The organism is Streptomyces sp. NPDC093586 (assembly GCF_044764905.1).
Classification (GTDB): domain Bacteria; phylum Actinomycetota; class Actinomycetes; order Streptomycetales; family Streptomycetaceae; genus Streptomyces.
Genome location: NZ_JBIWJA010000009.1, coordinates 113488 through 134105, shown reverse-complemented (window position 1 = coordinate 134105; position 20618 = coordinate 113488). Strand labels below are relative to the sequence as shown.

General features: G+C 72.3%; 14 protein-coding genes and 1 tRNA gene. 7 read left to right on the top strand and 8 right to left on the bottom strand.

Going from position 1 to position 20618, the window contains the following annotated elements; translation table 11 throughout:
* The first annotated feature begins 82 nt into the window (after positions 1–82).
* Positions 83–919 (top strand): hypothetical protein, encoded by an 837-nt coding sequence (locus ACIRFH_RS12770; RefSeq protein WP_403519713.1) that lies wholly within the window; start codon positions 83–85, stop codon positions 917–919.
* A 16-nt stretch (positions 920–935) separates the two neighbouring features.
* Here ACIRFH_RS12770 and ACIRFH_RS12765 read toward each other — a convergent pair whose 3' ends face one another.
* Positions 936–1706, bottom strand: a complete 771-nt coding sequence (locus ACIRFH_RS12765) for an HNH endonuclease family protein (RefSeq protein ID WP_403519711.1) — start codon at positions 1704–1706, stop codon at positions 936–938.
* Positions 1707–1841: 135 nt separating this feature from the next.
* On the opposite strand from ACIRFH_RS12765, the gene ACIRFH_RS12760 reads away from it, so the two are divergent.
* Entirely contained in the window at positions 1842–2042 is a 201-nt protein-coding gene (locus tag ACIRFH_RS12760) for an antitoxin (protein WP_403519709.1), read from the top strand.
* A gap of 103 nt (positions 2043–2145) precedes the next feature.
* Here ACIRFH_RS12760 and mfd read toward each other — a convergent pair whose 3' ends face one another.
* From mfd to ACIRFH_RS12745, 3 genes are all read right to left on the bottom strand, one after another.
* Positions 2146–5727 (bottom strand): transcription-repair coupling factor, encoded by a 3582-nt coding sequence (mfd, locus tag ACIRFH_RS12755; RefSeq protein WP_403519707.1) that lies wholly within the window; start codon positions 5725–5727, stop codon positions 2146–2148.
* A 476-nt stretch (positions 5728–6203) separates the two neighbouring features.
* Positions 6204–8768, bottom strand: coding sequence for an ABC transporter permease (locus tag ACIRFH_RS12750; RefSeq protein WP_403519705.1), 2565 nt, complete (start codon positions 8766–8768; stop codon positions 6204–6206).
* On the bottom strand, positions 8765–9553 hold the full coding sequence (locus ACIRFH_RS12745) for an ABC transporter ATP-binding protein (RefSeq protein WP_403519703.1): 789 nt from the start codon (positions 9551–9553) through the stop codon (positions 8765–8767). Before ACIRFH_RS12745 ends, ACIRFH_RS12750 begins: the two co-directional genes overlap by 4 nt.
* A 451-nt stretch (positions 9554–10004) precedes the next feature.
* On the opposite strand from ACIRFH_RS12745, the gene ACIRFH_RS12740 reads away from it, so the two are divergent.
* Complete coding sequence (locus ACIRFH_RS12740) at positions 10005–11501, top strand: MFS transporter (protein WP_403519701.1); 1497 nt, start codon at positions 10005–10007, stop codon at positions 11499–11501.
* 346 nt (positions 11502–11847) lie between these two features.
* Here ACIRFH_RS12740 and ACIRFH_RS12735 read toward each other — a convergent pair whose 3' ends face one another.
* The 3 genes from ACIRFH_RS12735 to ACIRFH_RS12725 all read right to left on the bottom strand — a co-directional run bounded on the left by ACIRFH_RS12735 (position 11848) and on the right by ACIRFH_RS12725 (position 16736).
* Entirely contained in the window at positions 11848–12732 is an 885-nt protein-coding gene (locus ACIRFH_RS12735) for a cellulose-binding protein (RefSeq protein ID WP_403519699.1), read from the bottom strand.
* Positions 12733–12961: 229 nt separating this feature from the next.
* Entirely contained in the window at positions 12962–15727 is a 2766-nt protein-coding gene (locus tag ACIRFH_RS12730; protein WP_403519697.1) for an SUKH-4 family immunity protein, read from the bottom strand.
* A 7-nt stretch (positions 15728–15734) separates the two neighbouring features.
* Entirely contained in the window at positions 15735–16736 is a 1002-nt protein-coding gene (locus ACIRFH_RS12725) for an SMI1/KNR4 family protein (protein WP_403519843.1), read from the bottom strand.
* Positions 16737–16998: 262 nt separating this feature from the next.
* Here ACIRFH_RS12725 and ACIRFH_RS12720 point away from each other — a divergent pair, with 262 nt between their 5' ends.
* Complete coding sequence (locus ACIRFH_RS12720; RefSeq protein WP_403519695.1) at positions 16999–17526, top strand: YwqJ-related putative deaminase; 528 nt, start codon at positions 16999–17001, stop codon at positions 17524–17526.
* Positions 17527–17573: 47 nt separating this feature from the next.
* Entirely contained in the window at positions 17574–18089 is a 516-nt protein-coding gene (locus ACIRFH_RS12715; RefSeq protein ID WP_403519693.1) for an SUKH-3 domain-containing protein, read from the top strand.
* A 29-nt stretch (positions 18090–18118) separates the two neighbouring features.
* On the opposite strand, the gene ACIRFH_RS12710 is transcribed toward ACIRFH_RS12715, so the two are convergent.
* On the bottom strand, positions 18119–19429 hold the full coding sequence (locus tag ACIRFH_RS12710; protein WP_403519841.1) for a histidine kinase: 1311 nt from the start codon (positions 19427–19429) through the stop codon (positions 18119–18121).
* Between the two features lie 135 nt (positions 19430–19564).
* Between ACIRFH_RS12710 and ACIRFH_RS12705 the strand changes: the two genes are divergently transcribed.
* Positions 19565–20431, top strand: a complete 867-nt coding sequence (locus tag ACIRFH_RS12705; RefSeq protein WP_403519692.1) for a hypothetical protein — start codon at positions 19565–19567, stop codon at positions 20429–20431.
* An 8-nt stretch (positions 20432–20439) separates the two neighbouring features.
* Positions 20440–20513 (top strand) — tRNA-Gln (locus tag ACIRFH_RS12700).
* Positions 20514–20618: the final 105 nt, after the last annotated feature.

Sequence of the window (20618 nt, the reverse complement as noted above, 5' to 3'; positions counted from 1 at the left end):
CGCTCACCGTGCGCCGTTCCCCCCTGTCCGCCGATCGACCGCTCACCGCTCCACCGCTCACCGAAAACCCGGGAAATCCTCCATGCGCCGTCACACCCTGCACACCCGTCACGCCCGTCGCACCGCGTTCACCGCCGCCCTCCTCGCCGCGGCGGCCACCGCCGCCCTCACCGGCTGCCAGTCCGGTCAGGGCGACGGCGGCGGGTCCGCCGGTGCCGACGCATCGGCCTCCGCATCCGCCTCGAAGCCGGCACCGGCGGCCACGCCCACGGAACCCTTCGCCGGACTGACCGGGGCGCAGATCGCCGACCGGGCCACCAAAGCCACCACCGGGGCGCGTTCGCTGCGCGTGACCGGTGACGTCCCCGACGACGAGAGCGACGGCACCATCCGGATCGACATGGCCATGGACCGGCAGGGCGCGTGCGCCGGCACGGTGAGCATGGACGGCCAGGGCAAGGCCGAGGTGATCAAGACCGGCGGCACGCTCTACATGAAGTACGACGAGCGGTTCCTGCGCGCCCAGAGCGAGGGCGAGCCGGCTGCCGACACCGACGCGGCCGTGGCGATGCTGGCCGACCGGTGGACCAAGATGTCCGCCACCGGTCAGGACGCCAAGGACATGACGAGCTTCTGCGACCTGGACGCGATGCTGGACGACACGGAGGTCGCCGGCCAGGACGTGACGCGCGGCGAGACCACCACCGTCGGCGGCACGCCCGCGATCGTCCTGCGCGAGAAGGACGGCGCGGACCGCAACACGCTGTACGTCGCCGCCGAGGGCAAGCCGTACCTGCTGCGCTTCGACAGCGCGTCCGAGAAGGACCCCGGCACCATGACCTTCAGCGCGTACGACGAGCCGGTGACCGCGAAGGCGCCCGCCGGCAAGATCGTGGACCTGGACGCACTGGGCGGCTGAGGACGCGCGGACCGGCTCAGCCGCCGCACTGCCGCAGCATCGCCTCCCGGTCCGGTGCGGTCACCGCCAGTTCGTACTTGACGGCGACCTGGGCGAACCGGACGGCGTACGCGCACCGGACGCCCTTGCTCGGGGGCAGCCAGGTGGCGGGCCCGGAGTCGCTCTTGGCCGAGTTGGCCCGGCCCTCGACGGGAAGCAGGTTGAGCGGGTCGTTGGCCAGTCGCTCGCGCTTGTTCTCCGGCCAGCGCGAGGAGCCCAGCTGCCAGCTGTACGACAGCGGCACGACGTGGTCGATCTGGACCTCGCTCGCCTTCTGCTTGCGCCACTCGATCGTCGTGCCGGTGTACGGGTCGTGCAGTGTCATGGCGACGACCACGCAGTTCGAGCCCGAACGGAAGCGCACGTCCTGCCCGTCGCGCCGCAGCACGTCGTTGCGGGTGTCGCAGCCGTTCCTCGCCAGCGGCACCCCGTCGGCGGTGTCCATCCAGGCGTAGCCGAACTCGTCCCGGTCGTAACCGGTCTTGGGGCCGCGCCCCTTGGTCTTCAGACTCTCGATGAGCTTGCGTGCCGCGGCCCGGTCGGCGTCGCCCGTGACCGGGGCGAGGCCGGGGCGCGTGCCGTCGGGATTGCGCAGCGGGCTGGCGGCGTGCCCAGCGGCCGGCGCCTCGCTGCCGCCGTCCGACGACGAGGTCCCGTCGCCCTCGAGGCTCTCGCACCCGGTGACCAGGGCCAGGGTCAGTGCCGCGACCGCGGCCCCTGCGGTACGGATCCTGCTGCGCCGCCTCATGCGCGCCCCTCTCCTCGCTGTTCGCCGACACCACCGTAGCGAGACAGAGGTTCAGACCATAGGGGGCCTCAGTGGGCATGCGGGACATATCCGTCGTACCGTCGAGAGTGAGTCACGTCCCGGAAGGAGTGCCGCATGGGCTTCCTCGACAAGATGAAGAGCATGGCCGGCAAGGACAAGGACCGTTCCCGGAAGATGTCCGACACCGCCGAACGCCAGGTCAACCAGAGGACCGGCGGCAAGTACGAGAAGCAGGTCGACGCCGCGCAGCAGCAGGCCGAGGACAGGCTCGGTTTCGGGCGCGAGCAGGGCGGTGACCGGCCGGAGCAGCAGTAGGGCCTCTGTTCGCCTCGAACACGACGAAGCCGTCCACGGGCCTGGTCCGTGGACGGCTTCCTCCATGGGTCACCGACGGTCCGCCACGGCGCCGGGGGCGCGGCTACGACCCGAGGATCGAGGTCAGGAACTCGCCCACCCACGCCAGCAGCTCCCGCCCGAGCAGCGGCTTGCCGCCCACCTTCGCGGTCTTCGGGCGCGGCACCAGCACCTGGTGGGCGGTGGCCTTGACGACCGTGCCCGGGTACAGGCGCTTGAGGCGCAGCTCCTGCGACTCGCGCAACTCCACCGGCGCGAAGCGGATGTTGTTGCCCTGCAGCACGATCTCGCCGACGCCGCACGCCCGCGCGAGCATCCGCAGCCCCGCGACCAGCAGCAGGTTCTCCACCGGCTCCGGCAACTTGCCGTAGCGGTCGACGAGTTCCTCCCGTACGGCCTTGACATCCTCCTCGCTGTTGGCCGAGGCGATGGACCGGTACGCCTGGAGCCGCAGCCGCTCGCCGGGGGCGTAGTCGTGCGGGACGTGCGCGTCGACCGGCAGCTCGATCTTGACCTCCAGCGGCGGTTCCTCCTCGATGCCGCCCTCCAGGGAGGCGCGGTAGTCGGCGACGGCCTCCCCGACCATCCGTACGTACAGGTCGAAGCCGACGCCCGCGATGTGGCCGGACTGCTCGCCGCCGAGCAGGTTGCCGGCGCCGCGGATCTCCAGGTCCTTCATCGCCACGTACATGCCCGCGCCCATCTCGGTGTGCTGGGCGATGGTGGCGAGCCGCTCGTGCGCGGTCTCGGTCAGCGGCTTCTCCGGCGGGTAGAGGAAGTAGGCGTAGCCGCGCTCGCGGCCGCGGCCGACCCGGCCGCGCAGCTGGTGCAGCTGGCTGAGGCCGAAGTTGTCGCCGCGCTCGACGATGAGGGTGTTGGCGTTGGAGATGTCGATGCCGGACTCGACGATGGTCGTGGAGACCAGTACGTCGAACTTCTTCTCCCAGAAGTCGACGACGACCTGTTCGAGGGCCTGTTCCGACATCTGGCCGTGGGCGGTGGCGATGCGCGCCTCGGGGACGATCTCGCGCAGCTTGGCCGCCGCGCGGTCGATGGACTCGACGCGGTTGTGGATGTAGAAGACCTGTCCCTCGCGCAGCAGTTCGCGGCGGATGGCGGCGCCGATCTGCTTCTCCTCGTAGGGGCCGACGAAGGTCAGGACCGGGTGGCGCTCCTCGGGCGGGGTGGTGATCGTGGACATCTCGCGGATGCCGGTGACCGCCATCTCCAGGGTGCGCGGGATGGGGGTCGCGGACATGGTCAGCACGTCGACGTTGGCGCGGAGCTTCTTCAGCTGCTCCTTGTGCTCGACGCCGAAGCGCTGCTCCTCGTCGACGATGACCAGGCCGAGGTCCTTGAACTTGGTCTCGGAGGAGAACAGGCGGTGGGTGCCGATGACGACGTCCACCGAGCCCTCGCGCAGGCCCTCCAGGACGGCCTTGGCCTCGGTGTCGGTCTGGAAGCGCGACAGCGCCTTCACGTTCACCGGGAACTGGGCGTAGCGCTCGCTGAACGTGCCGAAGTGCTGCTGCACCAGCAGGGTCGTCGGCACGAGGACGGCCACCTGCTTGCCGTCCTGGACGGCCTTGAAGGCGGCGCGGACCGCGATCTCGGTCTTGCCGTAGCCGACGTCGCCGCAGATCAGGCGGTCCATGGGGACCGTCTTCTCCATGTCCTCCTTGACCTCGGCGATGGTGGTGAGCTGGTCCGGGGTCTCCGCGTAGGGGAAGGCGTCCTCCAGCTCGCGCTGCCAGGGGGTGTCCGCGCCGAAGGCGTGCCCGGGGGCCGCCATGCGGGCGCTGTAGAGCTTGATCAGGTCGGCGGCGATCTCCTTGACGGCCTTCTTGGCGCGCGCCTTGGTCTTGGTCCAGTCGGCGCCCCCGAGACGGTGCAGGGTGGGGGCCTCGCCGCCGACGTACTTGGTGATCTGCTCCAGCTGGTCGGTGGGGATGTAGAGCCGGTCGCCGGGCTGGCCGCGCTTGGCGGGGGCGTACTCCACGACCAGGTACTCGCGGGTGGCGCCCTGCACCGTGCGCTGGACCATCTCGATGTAGCGGCCCACGCCGTGCTGCTCGTGGACGATGTAGTCGCCCGCCTCCAGGGTGAGCGGGTCGATGGTCTTGCGGCGCCGGGCCGGCATCCGGGCGCCCTCGCGGCCGGCGGCCTTCTGACCGGTCAGATCGGTCTCGGTGAGCACGGCGAGCTTGAGCGCCGGGTCGACGAAGCCGTGGTCGATCGAACCGCAGGAGACGTGCACGACCGAGGGGGACAGTTCGTCCAGGTCGTTGTCGAGACGGGCGGCGATGCCCTCGCCGCCGAGGACCTCGACGGTGCGGGCGGCCGGCCCGTGGCCCTCGGTGAGGTAGACGGCGCGCCAGCCGTCGGACAGCCAGCCCTTGGTGTCGGCCAGCGCCCTGGCGGTGTCGCCGCGGTAGGTCTCGGGGGCGTGCATGCCGAGCTTGAGGGTGTCCGAATCAAGTTCCTCGTCGGCGGCGAACGGCGAGACCGACCACCACATCATGTCCAGCTCGCGGGCCCGGTCCCTCACGTCCGCGATGGACCACAGGGACGCCGCGTCGACGTCGATCGGCGCCTCGCCTCCCGCCCGTCGCCCACCACCGCCCTTGCCGGAGCGGACTTCGTCCGCGCTGGACATCGCGGTGGCCGCCCACGACGCCTGGAGGAACTCCTGGCTGGTCGCGACCAGGTCGGCGGCGCGGGTCCGTACCCGCTCGGGGTCGCAGACGACGGCCATGGCGCCCTTGGGCAGGACGTCCAGCAGCAGCTCCATGTCGTCCACGAGGACCGGCGCCAGGGACTCCATGCCCTCCACGGCGATGCCCTCGGCGATCTTGCCGAGCAGTTCGCCGAGCTCGGGGTGGTCCTCGGCGAGGGCGGCGGCCCGCTCGCGGACCTCGGGCGTCAGCAGCAGCTCGCGGCAGGGCGGGGCCCACAGGCCGTGCTCGGCGACCTCCAGGGAGCGCTGGTCGGCGACCTTGAAGTAGCGGATCTCCTCGACGTCGTCGCCCCAGAACTCGACGCGCAGGGGGTGTTCCTCGGTGGGCGGGAACACGTCGAGGATGCCGCCGCGCACGGCGAACTCACCGCGCTTCTCCACCAGCTCCACACGGGAGTACGCGGCGGCGGCGAGGGCCTCGACGACCTCGTTCAGGTCGGCGTTCTGCCCGGTCCGCAGGGACACGGGCTCCAGGTCGCCCAGGCCCTTGACCTGCGGCTGGAGGACGGAGCGCACGGGGGCGACGACGACCGAGACCGGGCCGGTCTCCGGGTCGTCGGGCCGCGGGTGGCTCAGGCGGCGCAGGACGGCCAGGCGGCGGCCGACGGTGTCGCTGCGCGGGCTGAGCCGCTCGTGCGGGAGGGTCTCCCAGGAGGGGTACTCGACGACGCCCTCGGGCGGCAGCAGCGAGCGCAGTGCGGCGGCCAGGTCCTCCGCCTCGCGTCCGGTCGCCGTCACCGCCAGGACGGGGCGGCGCGTCTCGCGGGCCAGCGCGGCGACCGTGAAGGGGCGGGCCGCGGGAGGACCGACCAGGTCGACGTGCATGCGGTTGCCGTCGGCGGCGGCGGTGATCGCTTCCGCGAGGGCGGCGTCCTTGACGACGGCGTCGAGCAGACCGTGCAGGCTCATTCGGGGCGCTTTCCGTCCGGGGGTGTACAACACGACGGGCCCGACGCGCGCTGCGGGCCGGGGGTCTCCCAGCGTACGTCGCTGCGCGGGCGGGCGCGGTGGGCTGTGGACGACGCCCCCGCCTGTGGACAGGTGCCCCGGCGTGCGGCCCGGACACCAGGGGGCTCCGCCCCCTGGGCCCTCCGGCCTGCGCCCACCCGCCACCCGGCTCGGCGGGCCGGAAGGGCACCGGACAGCGGTGGAACCGGCCCGGTCGGCCGGGAAGCCACCGGAGCGGTGACCGGCGCGACTCGGTGGACCGGAAGGGCTCCGGACAGGGGCGAGCCCGCGCGGTGGGCTGCGGGGGCCCGGTCGGCGGAGTGACCCGCTCGGCCGGCAGGAAGGGTGCCGGACAGCCGGAGGCCCGGCGCCGGAATCCCGTGGGACTCCGGCGCCGGGCTCCTTCCCCGCGACCCCCGTGCGCGGTGGCCGGCGGGCTAGTCCGTGGCGATGGCGTTCAGGATGTTCATCCGGCCCGCCCGGAACGCCGGGATCAGCGCGGCGAACAGGCCCACGAAGGCCGAGCCGATGAACACCCCGATGATCGTCGGCCAGGGGATGTCGAGGACGTTCAGTCCCTCCAGGGCCAGCAGCTTCTGCGCCGTGGTGCCCCAGCCCATGCCCAGCCCCAGCCCCAGCAGGGCGCCGAAGAGGGCGATGACCACGGACTCCATGCGGATCATGCGGCGCAGCTGGCGGCGGGAGAGCCCGATCGCCCGCATCAGGCCGATCTCGCGGGTCCGCTCGACCACCGACAGCGCCAGGGTGTTCACCACACCCAGGACCGCGACGATGATCGCGAGGGCGAGCAGGCCGTAGACCATGTTCAGCAGCTGGCCGACCTGGTCCTTGAGCTCCTGCTTGTAGTCGGTCTGGTTCCGCACCTGGTACTGCGGGTAGTCGTGCATCGACTTCTTCAGCGCCGCGTACGCCTGGTCCTCCTGGCCGTCCTTCGCCTTGGCGAACATGATCGTGTTCGGCGGGACGCGGTCGGCCGGCAGGTACTTCTTCATCGTGTCGGTGCTGATGTACCGGGCGCCCTGGTCGATGGCGGTGTCGTCGTCCGTGATCGCGGCGACCTTCAGCTTCGCGGTCTCGCCGCCCTTGAAGGCGACCGTGAGCGTGTCGCCGACGCGCACACCGTGCTTCTCGGCGTAGTCGGAGCCGACCGACATGGCGTCGGTGCCGTAGGCGGCGGCCAGGTCACCGGCGGTGGTCGGGCGGCGCACGTCCTTCGCGTAGGTCGGGTCGGCGGCGGTCAGGCCGTCGTCGTCCTTCTTGCCGTCGGGCGAGGTGAGCGTGGCGTCGAGCGTCTTGTAGCCGGTGACGTGCTCCAGGCCGGGCGTGTCCCGCATCTTCTTCTCGGCCTGCGGCACGACCCCCTGTTCGCCCTCGACGATGAAGTCCGCGCCGACCGTCTTGTCCAGTTCGCTCGTGGCCGAGGCGACCATCGAGGAGCCGACCACCGACAGGCAGGCCACCAGGGCCAGGCCGATCATCAGGGCGGCGCCCGTGGCACCGGTGCGGCGCGGGTTGCGCAGGGCGTTGCGCTCGGCCATGCGGCCCACCGGACCGAAGGCCCGCAGCAGCACCGCGCTGATCACCCGCACGACCCCGCCGGCCAGCAGCGGGCCGATCACGACGAAGCCGATCAGGGTGAGGACGATGCCCAGCCCCAGCATCGACGCGCCGTCGCTCGCCTTGTCCGCCGTCCCGGCCATGTACAGGGCCGCGACGCCGGCACCGGTGAGGACCAGGCCGATCAGGCCGCGTATCCAGCCCGCCTTGCCGTCGGCCGGCGTGCCGGCGTCGCGCAGGGCGGCCATCGGGGAGACCTTGCCGGCGCGGCGGGCCGGCAGGTAGGCGGCCAGCACGGTGACGACGACGCCGAGGACCAGGCCGACGACCGGGGTGGCCGCCTTCACGGTCAGGTCGTCGGTGGACAGGTTCATGCCCGCCGCCGACATCAGCTTCATCAGACCGACGGCGATCCCGACGCCGGCGGCGACGCCGAGGACGGAGCCGACGATGCCGAGGAACAGCGCCTCGATGAGCACCGAGCGGTTGACCTGGCGGCGGGAGGAGCCGATGGCCCGCATCAGGCCGATCTCACGGGTGCGCTGGGCGACCAGCATCGAGAAGGTGTTGATGATCAGGAAGATGCCGACCAGGAAGGCGATCCCGGCGAAGCCGAGCATGGCGTACTTGATGACGTCCATGAACTCGCCGACGTCCTCGCGGCCCTCGTCGGAGGCTTCCTTCGCCGTCTGGATCTTGTAGCCGCCGCCCAGGGCCTCGGTGACGTTCGTCTTGAGCTGCGCGTCGGAGACGCCGTCCGCTGCGGTGACGTTGAACTGGGTGAACCTGCCGGTGGAGCCGAGCAGTTCGCGCTGGGCGGTGGCGGTGTCGAAGTAGACGACGGCCGCGCCGGGGTTGGTGACGGTGAAGGTGGCGATGCCGGCGATGCGGGCCTTGAAGTCGCCGGTCTGCGCGATGGTGCGCAGTTCGTCGCCGATCTTCAGGTCGTGCTTGTCGGCGGTGTCGGCGTCGATCATCGCCTCGGTGGGCCCGCGGGGGGCGTGCCCGGAGGTGATCTTCATCGACCGCAGGTCGTTCCTGGTCCAGTTGCCGGCGAGGGTCGGGGCGCCGCTGGTGGCACCCACGTTGTCGTTGTCCGCGTTGACGACGGTGACGTTCATCGAGACGACGGCGCCCTCGACGGACTCGACGCCCTCGGCGGAGCGGATCCGCTCCAGGGTGGACGCCGGCACGGACGCGGGCACCCCGTTCTGCGGGGTGTCGTCGCTCTCGGCGTCCTTCGGGGCGACCGTCACGTCCGCGGAGGAGACGGCGAAGAGCTTGTCGAACGTCGTGTTCATCGTGTCCGTGAACACCAGGGTGCCGCAGACGAACGCCACCGACAGCAGCACCGCCACCGCCGAGAGGGCCATGCGGCCCTTGTGCGCGAAGAAGTTGCGCATCGAGGTCTTCAGGACGGTCATGACGTGCGCCCCCGGGCGTCGAAGTCCTTCATGCGGTCCAGGACGGCTTCCGCGGTCGGCTTGTGCATCTCGTCGACGATCCGACCGTCGGCGAGGTACAGCACCCGGTCCGCGTAGGAGGCGGCCACCGGGTCGTGGGTGACCATCACGATGGTCTGGCCCAGCTCGTCCACCGAGCGGCGCAGGAAGCCCAGCACCTCGGCGCCGGCCCGCGAGTCGAGGTTTCCGGTCGGCTCGTCCCCGAAGATGATCTCGGGCCGTGCCGCGAGGGCCCGCGCCACGGCGACGCGCTGCTGCTGGCCGCCGGAGAGCTGGGTCGGCCGGTGCTTGAGCCGGCCGGCCAGGCCCACGGTCTCCACGACCCGGTCCAGCCACGCCTTGTCGGGCTTGCGGCCGGCGATGTCCATGGGCAGCGTGATGTTCTCGAGGGCGTTCAGCGTCGGCAGCAGGTTGAACGCCTGGAAGATGAAGCCGATCCGGTCCCGGCGCAGCTGCGTCAGCTTCTTGTCCTTCAGACCGGTGATCTCGGTCTCGTCCAGGTAGATCTGCCCGCCGGTGACGGTGTCGAGGCCGGCCAGGCAGTGCATCAGCGTCGACTTGCCGGAGCCCGACGGACCCATGATCGCGGTGAACTGGCCACGGGCGATGTCCACGTCGACGTGGTCGAGGGCGACCACCCGGGTCTCCCCGCTGCCGTAGGCCTTGACGACCTGCCGCGCCCGCGCGGCGACGGCCGTACGTCCTCCAGTGCTCCCGTGCCGGGGAATGGTTACGGCCGATGTCATGTCAAGTCTCCTATGTCGGTCATCGAGTGAGCCGTCGGTGCCGGCGGTACGCCTGGGTCGGTACCGCTGAAGGTGTCGCGTGCTACGTCGAAGAGTCTGGCCGGAACCGGGGGCCTGGCGCGCTGGTGCTCAGCGCACTCTTTCGCTGGGGAAAACCCCACCCCCACCGGTCCGGTTTGCCGCCCCCCCAGCGGCGTGAAGCCAGATTAAGGACCCCCCGGGGCCCGTCTCGTCCTCCGCCGGTACGAACCCTCCCCCGGCCGTAGTACGGAGGTACCCCTAGGGACTGTCCACCCGTCGGCGGACTCTTCCCCAGGGTCGGTCTCCTCCCTCGGGCGCATCGAGCCGCCACCCTGCCGCCGCGGGGGGCTCAAGTGGCAAGCTGGGCCCGGCGGATGGATGCACGGGGCACACAATGGGTCCCCGGTGAACGTGTGGGGGGAGACCCGGAGTGGGCAGCACCAGACCCGCGGTACGCGAGGCCGCACCCGGCGGCGGCACGGAGCGGCGCGGTGCCGTCGTCGCCGCGTTGATGCTCGCGATGGCGCTGTCGGCCCTCGACTCGACCGTCGTCTCCACCGCCGTCCCGCAGATCGTCGGCGACCTCGGCGGCTTCTCCCTCTTCTCGTGGCTCTTCTCCGGCTACCTGCTGGCCGTCACCGTCACCCTCCCCGTCTACGGCAAGCTCTCCGACACCTTCGGCCGCAAACCGGTGCTGGTCGCGGGTGCGGCCGTCTTCCTGCTCGGCTCGCTGCTGTGCGCGCTCGCGTGGAACATGGCGGCCCTGATCGCCTTCCGGATCGTGCAGGGCCTGGGCGGCGGCGCGCTGCAGGGCACGGTGCAGACCCTCGCCGCCGATCTGTACCCGCTCGAGGAACGGCCCAGGATCCAGGCCCGGTTGTCCACCGTGTGGGCGGTGTCGGCGATCGCGGGCCCCGGCCTGGGCGGTGTGCTGGCCGCCTACGCCGACTGGCGCTGGATCTTCCTCGTGAACCTGCCGATCGGCGCCCTGGCCCTGTGGCTGATCGCGCGTCACCTGCACGAGCCGCGGCGGGAGACGTCCGGCACGCGCCCCCGGGTCGACTGGGCGGGCGCGCTGGCCGTGTTCGCGTGCGGCGGCGTGCTGCTCACCGGCCTGGTGCAGGGCGGCGTGGCCTGGCCGTGGCTGTCGGCGCCCTCCCTCGCCCTGTTCGGGACGGGGCTGGCACTGCTCGCGGCCGTGGTGGTGATCGAGCGCCGGGCGGCGGAGCCGATCATCCCCGGCTGGGTGTGGCGCCGCCGCACGATCGCCGCGGTGAACCTCGCGCTCGGCGCGCTGGGCCTGCTGATGGTGGCCCCGACCGTGTTCCTGCCCACCTACGCCCAGTCGGTGCTGGGCCTGGCCCCCGTGGCCGCCGGTTTCGTGCTGTCCGTGTGGACGGTGACCTGGCCCGTGTCGGCGGCGTTGAGCCAGCACGTGTACCGCAGGATCGGCTTCCGCAACACGGCGATGCTGGGCATCGGTGCCGCGTGCCTGATCCTGCTCGCCTTCCCGTTCCTGCCCTACCCCGGCCGGGCCTGGCAGCCGACGCTGCTGATGCTGCTGCTCGGTGCCGCGCTCGGCCTGTTCCAGCTCCCGCTCATCGTCGGCGTCCAGTCGACGGTGGGCTGGTCGGAGCGCGGCACGACGACCGCCTCCGTCCTCTTCTGCCGCCAGACCGGCCAGACCGTCGGCGCGGCCGTCTTCGGCGCGATCGCCAACGGCGTGCTGGCCGCACGGCTCGGCGGGGCGAGCGACCTCGACTCGGTGACCCGGGCACTGGACACGGGCGCCCCCGCCGAACCCGTACGGCACGCCGTCGCCGAAGCCGTCCACGCCGTCTACCTGGGCGCGGCGGGGGCGGCGGCCCTGGCGTTCGCGGTGCTGTTGGTGGTCGCGCCGCGGAAGTTCCCGGTGCTGAAGGACTGACCGCGCGGGCCCGGTACCGAAGGACCGACCACGCGGGCCCGGTACTCAAGGACCGACCACGCGGGCCCGGTACTCAAGGACCGACCACGCGGGCCCGGTACTCAAGGACCGACCACGCGGGCCCGGTACCGAAGGACCGACCGCGCGGGGGCGATTGCGTCGGTGCCCCGCGGGAGCGGCGCGACGGTGGGCCGCACACCCGAGGTCACGGACTCCCCTGCATCGCCGCGCGGCCAGGCGGGCACAGCGACACCGCCGCGCTCCGCGCCGCGATTCCTTCCAGCGACTCAAACCTCGGGGTTCCTCGCAAGAGCGGGCTGACGGGGCGCCCACGGCCGACGGCGCGTCACTCCACGCCGCGGCCCGTCAGTGTGCCCAGGCGGCCGCGGGACGCGCTGATCTGGTCCTGGACCTCGTCCCAGCGCTCCCCGTGTTCGCGCAGCACCCGCTCCGTCTCCCGGGCGATCCGCTCCGCCCGCGCCCGCGCCTGCGCGACGATCTCCTCCGCCCGGACCCGCGCCTCCTCCTGCCGGCGCCCGGCCGACTCCTCCGCGTCGGCCAGCTCCCGCCCCGCCTCGGCCAGCGCCCGCTCGGCGCGCTCGATCAGCTCCTCGTGGTGGGCGTCCAGGGCGGCCGCCCGCTCGGCCTCCTCCCGCTCGGCCTCCGCCCACCGCGCGGCGTGCTCACCCGCCTGCTCGGCGAGCATCGAGGTGGTGCGCCGTCGCACCACCCGCGCCACGGCCAGCGCCTCACCGCGCCCGGCCCGCACCTCGCGCCGCGCCACGACCCGCACCTCGTCGGCCTCCGCCCGCGCCGCGAGCAACCGCCGCCGGGCCCACTCGTCGGCCTCGGCCCGTACGGCGTCGGCCTCGGCCCGCGCGGACTCCCGGACCTCGTCCGCCCGGCCCCGCGCCCGGTCCACCAGCTCCTGCGCCGCACGCCGCCCACGCTCCCGTACGGCGTCGGCCTCCTCCTGCCCGAGCCGGAAGATACGGCGCGCCCGTTCCCCGAGCACCTCGTAGCCCTGGGGCGCGAGCCCGGCCACCGTCTCCCGCAGCCGGTCCAGCTCCGCCCCCATCTCGCGGGCCAGCACGGTGAGCCGGGCGGCCCGCTCCCAGGCGGCGTCGCGCTCCCGCGAGAGGGCCTCGGCACACGCGTCGACCTGTTCGGGACGGTAACCGCGTCCCCGTACGGTCACGAAACCGTGCGGCGACGCCGATGCGCTGCTCATGCCGGAACCCCTGTTTCGCCCGATCCACTGACAGACTTCCGCGATGTCTGGACATCTTTACGGATCAGACGTAAACCCACATAACGCGACACTCCGCACAAAGCGCACGAAGGTGAAGGAGGGTGCACGAGGGTGAAGGACCGGGCCGGATCCGGAAACGCCGACGGGCCGGACCGGCCCCCGTGAGGGCGACCGGCCCGGCCCATCGGTCCGCGTCAGCGGCGCCGCCTCACAGCAGCCCGTCCCACATCTGCTCCAGCAGCACCGACCACCAGCTCTCCGCCGACCCGAGCGCCGCCGGGTCGATCGAGGCCAGCTGCGCCTGGAAGTCCACCGTCCAGCGGCCCGCCTGCTCCTGGTTCAGACCGAACCTGAGCCGCCACATCCGGCCCAGCAGCGCCAGACAGCGCGCGAACTCCGGCAGCCCCGTGTTCACGAACTGCGGCGGCACGGGCGCACCGCCCGGCCCCGCCTCCACCGGCACCGCCACGATGTTCGCCGTGCCGTACTGCACACAGACCGCCCGGCCGAAGTCACTGCCCACGACGAGGTACGAACCCGCGTCCGAGGCCGGCTGCACCCCCCGCTCGGCCGCCAGCTCCGCCAGCGTCGGCACCGGACGGCCCGGCTGGGCCTGCGCCCAGAAGAACGGACCCATGTCCATCGGCAGCCCCGCCGCCACCAGCGTGTGCGCCACGACCGGCGGCACACCCTGCCGGGACACCGCGGCCTGCTCGAACCGGAAGACGCCCGGCCCGAACGCCGCCGCCAGCTCCTGCCCGATGGCCTCCGGCGGGATCGGCGGCACCGGCTGCACCGGCGGCAGCGGCGCCCGCACCGGCGCCGGACGCGCCGGCCCGTCGGCCACCTGGTGCAGCTCGCCCTGGTGCGCGAGCAGCTGCCGCATGCCCTGCTGCCGGCTCGCGTGATCGGTGCCGTACGGCGCGATGGACGTGATCCGCGCCTGCGGCCACTGCTCCCGGATCATCCGCGCGCAGTACGCGCCCGGCAGCTCGCACGACTCCAGCTCGGTGTGCAACTCAAGCACCTGGTCCGGCGGCACGTTCATGGCCCGCAGCTCGTGGAAGATCTGCCACTCCGGATGCGGCGTGCCCGGCGCCGAACGCCGGATCAGCTGCTGCTCGGAACCGTCCTGCGCGCGGTAGCGCAGCACGGCCTGGTAACCGGGGCCGACGGTCGGCTGCCCGGCGGGCGGCTGCGGATAGCCGTACGCCGGCGGCTGCCCCGGCACCGGCTGACCGGGCGGCGGCACCGCACCGGGCGGCACGGCACCCGGCGGCACGGACTGCGCGGCACCGGGGAAACCCGGGGCACCCGGAGGCTGCGGCGGGCCGGGCACACCCGGCGCGGACGGAGGCGGAGGCATACCGGGACCACCCGCCGGAGGCGCGGCCAGCACCGTCTCCGCATGGTGCACGGCACCCCGTCCACCGCCCCGGGAACCCTGCCCACCGGAGGCACCCGCGGATCCGGGCGCACCGGGAGCGGCGGGAGGCGGCGGCGTACCGGGACCACCACCGGCACCCGGCGCACCCGGGACACCGGGAGCACCCGGCGGCGCGGGAGGCCGGGGCACCCCGGCACCGCCCGTACCCCCCGGACCGGCCAGCACCGTCGCGGCATGGTGCACCCCACCCGGAGTCCCACCGGGAGCACTCGGCGGGGGCGGCGTACCCGGACCGGCCGGGCCTCCCTGAGCACCCGGAGCCCCCAGGCCCTCGGGGCCGAGCGACGACACCAGCTGCGTCGGCACGTAGCCCCCCGCCGGCGCAGGAGGCGCACCCGGCGGAGGCGCACTCCCCGGCCGCCCGCCCGGAGCACCCGGCGGAGGCGGCGGAGGCGGCGGGGTCGAACCCCCACCGCGCCGCGGAGGCGCCGCCTTGCTGGTCGCGGCGTCGGCGATGTCCCCGGCGTTCGGCGCGAGCGGCCGGGCCGGCGCACCCGCGGGAGGCGTGCCCGGCGCCGCAGCGGGAGGCACGGGAGGCACCGAGGGCGCGGCCGGCGGCGTCCCCGCGCCCGCGGGCGCCACCGGCGCGTCCGGAGCGTCCGGAACGTCCGGAGCGTCGACCACCGGCGCGAGCGCCGTCGGCGGAAGATGACTGCCGCCCGACATCAGCGCCGTCTTGGCGTCCGGCGTCACCGAGGGCGGTGCGTCGTCGGCACCGCTCAACGGCGGCGCGAACACCGTCTCGGGCAGCGGCACGGAACGGTCCTCACCGGCGTCCGCGCTGGTGTCCGTCCCCGCCCAGGGAGTCGCCCCGGCGGGCACCCCCGGCGCCCCGGACGCACCACCACCGGCCCCGGAGGCGTCACCTCCACCGGCAGCGGGCCACGCCGCACCACTGCCCCCGGCATCCGCCGCGACCCCGGCGGCCGACGGACCCGCGACCGCCCCGGCAGAAGCAGAAGAAGACGCAGAAGGAGCAGCCGGAGCAGAGGAAGCAGACGGAGCAGAGGAAGCAGGAGGCGCAGACGGCACAGACGGCGCAGACGGCACAGAAGACCCGACCGACGGCACCCCGCCCCGCGCCCCCACATCTCCCCCGGAGTCACCCCCCGCCACACCGCCACCGGCGTCCCGCTCACCCCGCCGGTCCGGAACACCCAACTTGTCCGCCGCCTCCTGCAACCACTCCGGCGGACTCAGCAAGAACGACGTCTGGTTCAGATCCACCCGCTCCGCAGGAGCGGCCACCGGCTCGTCCCCCACGTCCGGACGGCCGTACTCCTCCTCATAACGGCGGATCACCTCCCCCACCGCCAACGCCGGCCACAGCGTCGCCTCACCACTGTCCCGCGCGATCACCAGCCGCTGCGCACCACCGTCCGAACGCGGCCCGTCCGCACGGTCCTCGGCCCACACCACGAACCCCAGACCGAACTCCCGCACCCGCACCTCACGATGCTGGTACGCCGGCAGATCACCGTTGACCCACTCCTCCGCGCGCTCCTGCGCCTGCGCGAACGTCACCATCGCCAGCTCACTCCCCTACCGGCGCCGAAGACGCCGACGCCACGGGCACCGCACGCGCGAAACCGCCGTCCACCATCAGATTCGCCACCGTCTCCAACTCCGGCGGCGACCCCGCCAACCGCGACAGGAACGCGTCGAAATCCTCACCGCACGGCAACAGCAACCGCTCCACCCGCTCCGCCGGCGACCACGACGGATCCACGTCCCGCGCGTCGTCGTACGAGCAGAACCACACCGAACCGATCCGCTCGCCCTTCACCTTCACCGCGAGCAGACCACCCTGGACGAACGCGACACCCAGGTAATCCTTCGTCAGATGATCCCGCAGACACTTGTTGACATAGACCAGATCATTGACCGCCGCCTCCTCACGCACCGTGAAGAACGGCTGATCCACCAACAACCCCAGCTCCGCGTCCAACGCCGTACCCACCGGCGCACACCCACCCGCCGCCTTCAGGAACGACCGGTACGCACCCGGCAACCGGTACCCGAGATCCTCCTCGACCCCCTGCACCTGCTGCTCCGTCACCGCCACACCCGACTTCGGCAACCCGAAATGCACCGGCCGCGTCTCCTGCAACGGCCGCGTCCCCCGCTTCGACTGATCCACCGCCGCCGTCGCCACACCCCCGTGATGCCGCAGCAACGCCTTCACCTCGACCGGCACCAGCTCCATACGCCGCGACCCCACCACGTGATGCCACGTCCAGCCGTGCGGCGTCGCCACCGCCGGCACCGTGTCCCACAACTCGTGCCCCGACGCCGACAACGCCGCGTTCGCCGACACGTAATCCGTCAACCGCAACTCGTCGACCCCGAACCCCACCGGCGGCTCCGCAACCTCCGCCACCGCACGGGCATACGGCGAGAAAACGGGGTAACCCCCCTCATCCACCCGTACCCCTCTCGGGTGACGAGCCGCCCGAACCGGATCCGGAAAATGCACGACCTGCCCGGCGTAGGCCGCGTTCGGCGGCGCGATCTGCCCGAGCCGACCTGTCGTCATGGCGGTAGCCCCCTGCGGCGTCTGTCCGTCTGCACTGTCTTCCATCACCGCACGCGAAACGCGGTGCCGACAGCCTATGCGGTACACCGACACCGGTCACCGGCCCCGCACACCCACCCCGACCCCCACCCGTGACCAGCCGTCACCCCCTCGTGACGGACCGCCCACCCCCGAGCGTGTCACCCCGCCCCAGCTTCCGCACACGCCACCACATTTGGCACCCTGTGACCTCCGGGGGGATGCACAAGAGGGGAACACGACCATGAGCGCGACGCAGACGGGACCACACACCGACAGGTCCGACGACCCCAGGACCGGCGACCCCCGCATCGGCTGGAGCGCCACCGAAACCCCCCACACCCCCACCCTGCGCCACCGCCGCGACGGCATACTCCCCACCGTCGCCGCCGCCCTCTCCGTCCGCGGCACCACCCTCACCGCCACCCCCGCCCGCGCCGACACACCCCCCGCCCTGCACCACCTCGTCCAGGACTTCCTCGACACCCTCACCAGCGGCCAACGCGACCGCTTCACCGGCCGCTGCGCCGAAACCATCCTCATCTCCCGACACCTCACCACCGCCGACTCCACCCGCAGCAAACGCGCCGCACGCAGACCCATGACCAACGGCGAAGCCCGCAAAGCCCTCAAACACGCCAAACTCACCACCCGCCGCATCCGCGAGGACGGCGACCCCCTCCACGGCAGCTTCGCCACCCCCTGCCGCGCCTGCACCGCCCTCACCGCCCACTTCGGCGTCCGCATCGTCGACCCCACCACCGACGACTGACCGACCACCCCACGCCGAACGACACCACCGACACGGACCAAGGGCAGATGCACGCCGACCGCACCTCCACCACCCGCTTCCCCGTCCCCGTCGACGCCGCCCTCCGCGACGCCGGCTGGCAACCCGGACGCTGGGACATCAAACAAGCAGAGATCTGGGCCGACGCCCTGCGCGCACACACCTCACCCGCAGGACACCGCCACACCGTCTTCCCCGCCGCCGTCGAAGTCTGGGCCGAATTCGGCGGCCTCCACATCACCCCCACCGGACCCGGCCGCCAGATCGCCCCCGCCACCCTCCACCTCGACCCCCTCCACGGCCTCCACATGGCCCGCACCCTCGGCGACCTCGGCCGCGCCCTCGGCACCCAGACCTGCCCCCTCGGCACCGAGACCGACACCCAGGCCCTCATCGCCATCGACACCGAAGGCCGCGTCTACGCCCTCGACCACACCGGCGACTGGTACCTCGGCCCCGACATCGACCACGCCCTCGCCACCCTCATCGCCGGCACCCGACCCACCCGCCTCACCGCCAACCCCGCCCGACCCACCTCGGACTGACCCGCCCCCTCCCGGCCCACCCCGCCCGGCTACGACGCCGGAATCACCGCCGACACCCGGAAACCCCCCGCGTCCGTCGGCCCCGACACGAACACACCCCCCAGAGCGGCCACCCGCTCCTTCATCCCCACCAGACCGTTCCCACCCGACGGCAACCGCGCCGACGACGCCGACGCCACCTCCGGCGGCGGCTCGTTCTCCACCTGCATCGCGATCTCCGACGCCCGGTGCGCCAGCCGGACGTACGTCTTCGCACCCGCCGCGTGCTTGTGGACGTTCGTCAACGCCTCCTGCACCACCCGGAACGCCGTCGACTCCACCTCCGGCGCGTACGACCGCTCCTCCCCCTCCACCGACAACGCCACGACCATCCCCGCCGCCGACGACTGCCCGATCAACTCCTCCAGCTCCGCCAGACACGGCCCCTCCGCAGACCCCTCCTCCACCGCCCGCGAAGCCGCCGCCGCGGCAGCCACCCCCACCGCCGCCAACGGCACCGCAGCCCGCTCCGCACGCCCCCCGTCCGCACCCGCACGCAACACCCCGAGCATCTCCCGCAACTCGGTCAACGCCTGCCGCCCCATGTCCCCCACCAGCACGGCGTTCCTCACCGCCTTCTCCGGATCCTTCCGCGCCACAGCCTGCAACGCCGCCGCATGCACCACCATCAGACTCACCCGATGCGCCACCACGTCGTGCATCTCCCGCGCGATCCGCCTCCGCTCCTCGTTGCGCGCCCACTCCGCGCGCTCCTCCGCCCGCTCCGCGAGCAACTGCAGCTCCCGCTCCAGACTGTCCGCACGCTCCCGCAGACTCTCCATCAACCGCCGCCGCGCCCCCACGTACATCCCCAGCAGCACCGGAGGAGCCGTCACCCCCAGGGACGTCCCGATCGCCGCGAACGGAATGAACCAGTCACCGACGTCGATGTCCTCGTGCGCCATGTCCTGCCGCACCCGCACGAACGTGACGATCAACGTCCCCAGCAACGACATCCCGGCCAGCGACCCGATGATCCGCCGCGGCAACTCGGACGCGGCCAGCGTGTACAGGCCGACGACACCCAGCAGAAGACCCATCTCCGCCGGCGTGATGGCGATCGCCACCAGCACCACCGCGATGGGCCACCTCCGCCGCACCACCAGCACCGAACCGGCCAGCAGCCCGAAGACGACCCCCGCCGCCCACGGAATCCCCGCGTCCCGCGCGAACGGAACCCCCTCCGCCGCGCACTCCACCGCGGACACGACGGCGAGGCTCACATCGAGCACCGCACCGCGCCGCCTGTCCCACCAAGGCCCGCCCCGGGCCGGTACGTGGTCTTCCCCCGTCGTGGTCATGCCCTCCAGCCTACGGGCGCCGAACGGCCCGTTTCCGGTGACTTTCGACAAGCGATACGACGCGATATCCCTCGAACTGGTGAACTCTCCGCCGTTCGGCACCGGAGCCAAGGATTCCGGCCGGACGGTATGCCCATGGCACATTCACGGAACAAGTACACGGACTTCGAGGGTCTGCGCGAACAGGCGGTGACCCTGCGACGCGAAGGCCTCAGCCGCCGCCAGATCCGCGACCGGCTGCACGTCGACAACAACGACATCCTCAACCGCCTCCTGGAGGGCGAGCCGCCCCCGGAATGGACCAAGCGCCCGAACGCAAAGGACGACCTGCGCGACAAGGCCCGCGAGCTCCGGCTGCAGGGCTGGACGTACGACCGGATCCAGGTGGAGCTGGGGTGCAGCAAGAGCTCGATCTCGCTCTGGGTCCGGGACCTGCCGAAGCCGGAGCGGCGAGCACCGTCGGAGCAGGCGAAGCTGGCCGCGAGCAAGAGGTGGGAGCACGAACTCGCGATGCGGGACGCCGCACGCCAGCAGACCAAGACGACGGCTCGGCAGGAGATCGGCTCCCTGTCGGAACGGGAGCTGTTCCTGCTCGGCGTAGGGCTCTACTGGGCCGAGGGGGCGAAGGACAAGATCTACAGCCGCCGTGAGTTCGTTCTCTTCGTGAACAGTGACCCTGGCATGATCACGGTGTTCCTCGCCTGGCTCGACCTGCTCCAAGTGGAACGCGAGCGCCTGCGCTTCCGCGTGATGATCCACGAGACCGCCGATGTACCAGCCGCAGAGCAGTACTGGGCGACTCTCGTGGACACGAACGTGGCCTGCTTCGGCAAGACGACGCTCAAGAAGCACAACCCCAAGACGGTGCGCAAGAACGTGGGCGAGAACTACCGCGGCTGCCTGGTGATCAGCGTCGTTCAGAGCGCTGATCTGTACCGACGGATCGAAGGCTGGTGGAGCGGAATCGTTCTTGGCAGCTTGCCAGGCTCCGGTAAGGTCTGAGGCAGCGATCCGCCGTAGTGTAATTGGCAGCACGGCACCCTTTGGAGGTGTTTCGGTCTAGGTTCGAGTCCTAGCGGCGGAGCTGCCAGCGGGCTCTGACCGGCGCTTCGGACGCCGTCAGGGCCCGCACTCATACCCCCCACCAGCCACCCCGGTATCCTGCGGATGTCCACCCCCTCCCCCTCAA